Origin of the sequence: Methylobacterium oxalidis (assembly GCF_007992195.1) — a bacterium.
Classification (GTDB): domain Bacteria; phylum Pseudomonadota; class Alphaproteobacteria; order Rhizobiales; family Beijerinckiaceae; genus Methylobacterium; species Methylobacterium oxalidis.
The window spans coordinates 1-4,758 of record NZ_BJZU01000187.1 but is presented as its reverse complement, the minus strand read 5'-3'; the positions used below and the strand labels follow the sequence as shown (position 1 = coordinate 4,758).

Sequence of the window (4,758 nt, the reverse complement as noted above, 5' to 3'; positions counted from 1 at the left end):
CAGGGGGGGCCCGGTGAGGGGTGCGCTCCTCATGCCGCGGTTGCGGCCGGTGGGCGGCGCCACTAGGTTCGCGGCCAATGCGGCTGCTTCGCGCCCTGGCCCATCTCCTGCTCGCGCTCGCCCTCACCACGGCAGGCGTCGCCCAGGCGCGGGTCGTGAGCGTCGTCCCGGCCGCCGACTTTGGGCGCCACGACCGCCACGACCATCCCGCGGCCGCCGCCCCGGAACACGCCGCGCACACGCACGCCGCGCGGGACCACGTCGCTCACGATCACGCCGCTTCCGCGGACCACCACCCGCCGCACGACCGGGACGGGTGCCGGACGGCGTGCTGCTTCGCGCCCGTGCAGCTCCCGGAGGTCGCGCCCGCGGCAGTCGCGGTCGCGCCCTGCCGGGCCGTCTCCTACCGCGACGCGACACGGCCCGTGACGGGCCGGGCCCACGCGCCCGAACCCGGGATCCCCAAGCGCTCCGCCTGAAGGCCGGCCGCGACCCCGCGGCCCTGCCCCGCCGCACCCGCGTGCGGGGCGCACGTCGTCATTCAGGAGAGAGCCATGCACCCCACGTCGCACCCCGGGACGGGGCGTCGCGTTCCGACGCGCCCATTCACGACCCACGCCCTGACGGCCCTGGCGCTGGCGGCCGGGCTGAGCCTCGTGCCGCTGCCGGACGCCGCGGCGCAGCACGGCGGCCGTCACGGCCACCCGGGCCATCACGGCGCCGGTCCGAGGCCGCAGGCGGCCCCCGCCAAGGCGCGCGGCGCCCCGCGCAGCGCCCATGCCGGGCACGCCGCCTCGGCGGGCGACGGGCCGGCAGTGTCCGAGTTCAAGGCGGCCCATGCCGGCATGATGCGCGGCATGGACCTGCCCTACACGGGCGACCCGGACACCGATTTCCGCATCCAGATGATCCCGCACCACCAGGGCGCCATCGACATGGCGCGGGTGGCGCTGCGCCACGCCAAGGACCCGTGGACGCGCCAGCTCGCCGAGGCCGTGATCGTGGAGCAGCAGCGCGAGATCGCCGAGATGCAGGCCTGGCTCGCCCGGCGCGGCGCGGCGGTGCCGCAGGCAAGCGGGCCGCGCCACGTCCTCGGCCCTGATTCCTACCGCAGCCACACGGAGGAGCCGGGGACGCGGGCCGAGGCGCGCGGGCAGTCCTGGGCGCCGGGCGCGGGCCTGCCGGCCGCCCGCTGAGGCGGCGCAGGGACGAGCGGGGCGTGGGTGCCGCGTCTCGCTGAAGATGTCATGATCCGTGTGTTCTGCTCAGGTCATCGAACCCGGGCAGAACCGGAAAGCTGTACTGGGAGAAGCTGGGCGACGGATACGGTTTCCCGCTTCCTGAAAATGGACGCGATCTGCGAGTCGGAACCGACAAAGCGTTCGACTGCTGAAACCTGACGGGCCTCAGTGCGCCTCTTCCCAGTTGCCCGCCGCCCGCGCCTCGACGGCCAGGGGCACGCGCAGGGTGACGGCGGGGTGCGGGGCCTCCTCCATCACCCGCGCGATCACGGGGAGCGCGCGCTCCACCTCCGCCTCGGGCGCCTCGAAGACGAGCTCGTCGTGCACCTGCAGGAGCATGCGCGCGCTGAGCCTCTCGGCGGCGAGAGCTCCCTCCATCCGGGTCATGGCGCGGCGGATGATGTCGGCCGCCGTGCCCTGGATCGGGGCGTTGATGGCCTGGCGCTCCACGCTCGCCCGCTCCTGCGGGTTGTTCGAGCGGATCTGCGGATAGTGGCAGACGCGGCCGAACAGGGTCGTGACGTAGCCCTTGTCCCGGCAGAAGCGCTTCGTCTCGTCGATGTAGGCGCGGATGCCGGGAAAGCGCTCGAAATACTGCTTGATGAAGGCCGACGCCTCGGGCTGGCCGATGCCGAGGCGGTCGGCGAGCCCGAAGGCCGAGATGCCGTAGATGATGCCGAAGTTGATGGTCTTGGCCCGCCGCCGCAGGTCCGGCGTCATCTCGGTCAGCGGCACGCCGAACATCGCGGAGGCGGTGGCCGCGTGGATGTCGATCCCGTCCTCGAAGGCTTGGCGGAGCTGCGGGATGTCGGCGATGTGGGCCAGCAGCCGCAGCTCGATCTGCGAGTAGTCGGCCGAGATCAGCTTGTTGCCCTCGGCCGCCACGAAGGCGCGGCGGATGCGGCGGCCCTCCTCGGTGCGGATCGGGATGTTCTGCAGGTTCGGGTCGGAGGAGGAGAGCCGGCCCGTGGTGGTGGCGGCGAGCGAGAACGAGGTGTGGACCCGGTCGGTGCGGCGGTCGGCGTGCTCCTGCAGCGAGTCCGTGTAGGTCGATTTCAGCTTCGAGAGCTGGCGGTATTCCAGGATCTTCTTCGGCAGCTCGTGGCCGGCCTGGGCGAGCTCCTCGAGGAGGGTTGCGGGCGTCGCCCACTGGCCGGAGGGCGTCTTCTTGGCGCCGGGCAGGCCCATCTTGCCGAACAGGATGTCGCCGATCTGCTTCGGCGACGAGACGGAGAACGTCTCGCCCGCGTCCTCCTGGATCTCCTCCTCCAGGCGCGCCAGCGTCTGGGCGAAGTCTCCGGAGAGCCGGCTCAGCATGTTGCGGTCGACCCGGATGCCGTGGCCCTCCATGCGGGCGACGACGGGCAGGAGCGGGCGCTCCAGCGTCTCGTAGACGGCGACGCGCCGCTCGGCCACGAGGCGGGGCTTCATCATCCGCCACAGCCGCAGCGTCACGTCCGCGTCCTCGGCCGCGTAGGCGGTGGCCCTGTCGAGCGCCACCTTGTCGAAGGTGACCTTGGCGCGGCCGGTGCCCGCCACGTCCGAGAAGGTGATGGGCTGGTGGCCGAGATGGCGGCGGGCGAGCTCGTCCATGCCGTGGCCGCCCTTGCCGGCGTCGAGCACGTAGGAGATCAGCATCGTGTCGTCGAAGGGGAAAACCGCGATGCCGTAGCGGGAGAGGACCAGCCAGTCGTACTTGAGGTTCTGGCCGACCTTGAGAACGCCCGGGTTCTCGAGGAGGGGCTTGAGGCGCGCGAGCGCCGCGTCGAGGTCGATCTGGCCGGGCAGGAGCCCGTCCGGCTCCCCCGCCCCGTCGCCGAACAGGTCGCCGGCCTTGGCGTCCTTCCGGTGGGCGAGCGGGATGTAGGCGGCGCGCCCCGGCGCGACGGCGAGGGAGACGCCCACGAGGCCGGCGCGGTTGGCGTCGAGCGCGTCGGTCTCGGTGTCGACCGCGATGACGCCCGCCTCCTCCGCCTCGGCGATCCAGGCGTCGAGCTGCTCGAGCGACAGGATCGTCTCGTAGGCCGCCGTGTCGAAGGGCTTCACCGCCTCGGCCGCGCGCGCCGCGACGAGGTTCGAGGGGCCGGGCTCGGCCGGGCCGCGGGGCTTGGGGGCGGCGTCCGGCAGGTCGAGGTCGGCGAAGGGGTCGATCTCGGGCGGGGCGCTCCCCTCCGGCCGGTCCATGCCGCCCGCCGCCGTCTCGGGGTCGGGCGGCACGTCGCCGAAGAACGGCACCGCGTCGCTGCCGCCCGCTTCGTTCGCGTAGGCGTGGGGAGCGCCCCCCGGCAGCAGGCTCGGGTCCGGGCGCACGGCCTCGGGGTCGACGTGCAGCATCTGCGCGATGCGCCGCGTCAGGGTGTTGAACTCCATCGCCTTGAGGAAGCCGACGAGCTTCTCGGGGTCGGGCTTGGGCAGGCGCAGGTCGTCGAGGGGGACGGGGACGGGCACGTCCTCCATCAGCGCCACGAGCTGCCGCGAGAGCCGGGCCTGATCGATGTTGGCGAGCAGCGTCTCGCGGCGCTTGGGCTGCTTGATCTCGCCCGCCCGCTCCAGGAGCCCCTCTAGGCTGCCGTACTCCTTGATCAGCGCCGCGGCGGTCTTGAGGCCGATGCCGGGCACGCCCGGCACGTTGTCCGAGGTGTCGCCGATCAGCGCCAGCGCGTCGCCGATCTGGGTGGGCTGCAGCCCCTCCCACTTGGCCACGATGGCGTCCACGTCGAGGTTGCGCTCGGGCCGGTAGCCGGGCTTGCCCTTGGCGCCCGACTCGAAGTCGTAGAAGCGCACGAGGGGCCCGACGAGCTGCATCAGGTCCTTGTCGGAGGAGACGATGATGACGCCGGCACCCCGCGCCTCGGCCTGGCGGGCGTAGGTGGCGATGAGGTCGTCCGCCTCGTAGCGCTCGAGCTCGACCGCGTGCAGGCCGAAGGCGCGCACGGCCTCGCGCATCAGCGGCATCTGGCGCTTGAGGTCGTCCGGCGCGTCGGGGCGGTGGCCCTTGTAGTCGGGGAACATCTCCTTGCGGAACGAGCCCTCGGACTTGTCGAAGACGATGCCGAGATGGGTCGGGCAGACGCCCGCCGCCCCCTCCTGCACGAACTGGGCGATCTTGGCGCAGAACAGCCGCACGGCGCCGGTCGGCAGCCCGTCCGAGGGCCGGAAATTGTAGCGCTCCGGCTGGTTTATCGACTGGAAGTAGGCCCGGAAGATGAAGGACGAGCCGTCGACCAGGAGCACCTGATCGCCGGGGCCGACGGGCGCGGGGCTGTCGGAGGCGACCGTGGAGGGAGCGGAGGCGGCGTTCGTCATGCGCGATGGTCTGCGGGAAAAACGGCGTTTCGTCGAGGGCGCGGGACCGCGTCGAAACCGTCCGCGGGCGCGACGTGCTCCCTCGCCCTTTCGGGAGAGGTGGGCGGCGGCCCCGCCTGCACAGATCTGAAACGACCGGGCGCGGGTCCCCTCGCCCATTCGGGAGAGGGTGAGGGGTACAGGTTTATACGGAGAGGTCGCACCCCTCACC

3 protein-coding genes are annotated in these 4,758 nt (G+C 72.6%); 2 read left to right on the top strand and 1 reads right to left on the bottom strand.

Going from position 1 to position 4,758, the window contains the following annotated elements; translation table 11 throughout:
- The first annotated feature begins 77 nt into the window (after positions 1-77).
- Together MOX02_RS28780 and copM are read left to right on the top strand one after the other, a co-directional pair.
- On the top strand, positions 78-479 hold the full coding sequence (locus MOX02_RS28780; protein ID WP_147029209.1) for a hypothetical protein: 402 nt from the start codon (positions 78-80) through the stop codon (positions 477-479).
- Between the two features lie 75 nt (positions 480-554).
- Positions 555-1,196 carry a CopM family metallochaperone gene (gene copM, locus MOX02_RS28775; protein WP_147029208.1) on the top strand — a complete coding sequence of 214 codons (642 nt, stop codon included), beginning with the start codon at positions 555-557 and terminating at the stop codon, positions 1,194-1,196.
- A gap of 210 nt (positions 1,197-1,406) precedes the next feature.
- Here the strand turns inward: copM and polA are convergent, their stop codons facing one another.
- Positions 1,407-4,547: a DNA polymerase I gene (gene polA, locus MOX02_RS28770; protein WP_147029207.1), complete on the bottom strand. Its 3,141-nt coding sequence runs from the start codon at positions 4,545-4,547 to the stop codon at positions 1,407-1,409.
- Positions 4,548-4,758: the final 211 nt, after the last annotated feature.

Coding starts and splice junctions, on each gene's coding strand:
- MOX02_RS28780 (WP_147029209.1), top strand. CDS start 78: ATGCGGCTGCTTCGCGCCCTGGCCCATCTCCTGCTCGCGCTCGCCCTC.
- copM (WP_147029208.1), top strand. CDS start 555: ATGCACCCCACGTCGCACCCCGGGACGGGGCGTCGCGTTCCGACGCGC.
- polA (WP_147029207.1), bottom strand. CDS start 4,547: ATGACGAACGCCGCCTCCGCTCCCTCCACGGTCGCCTCCGACAGCCCC.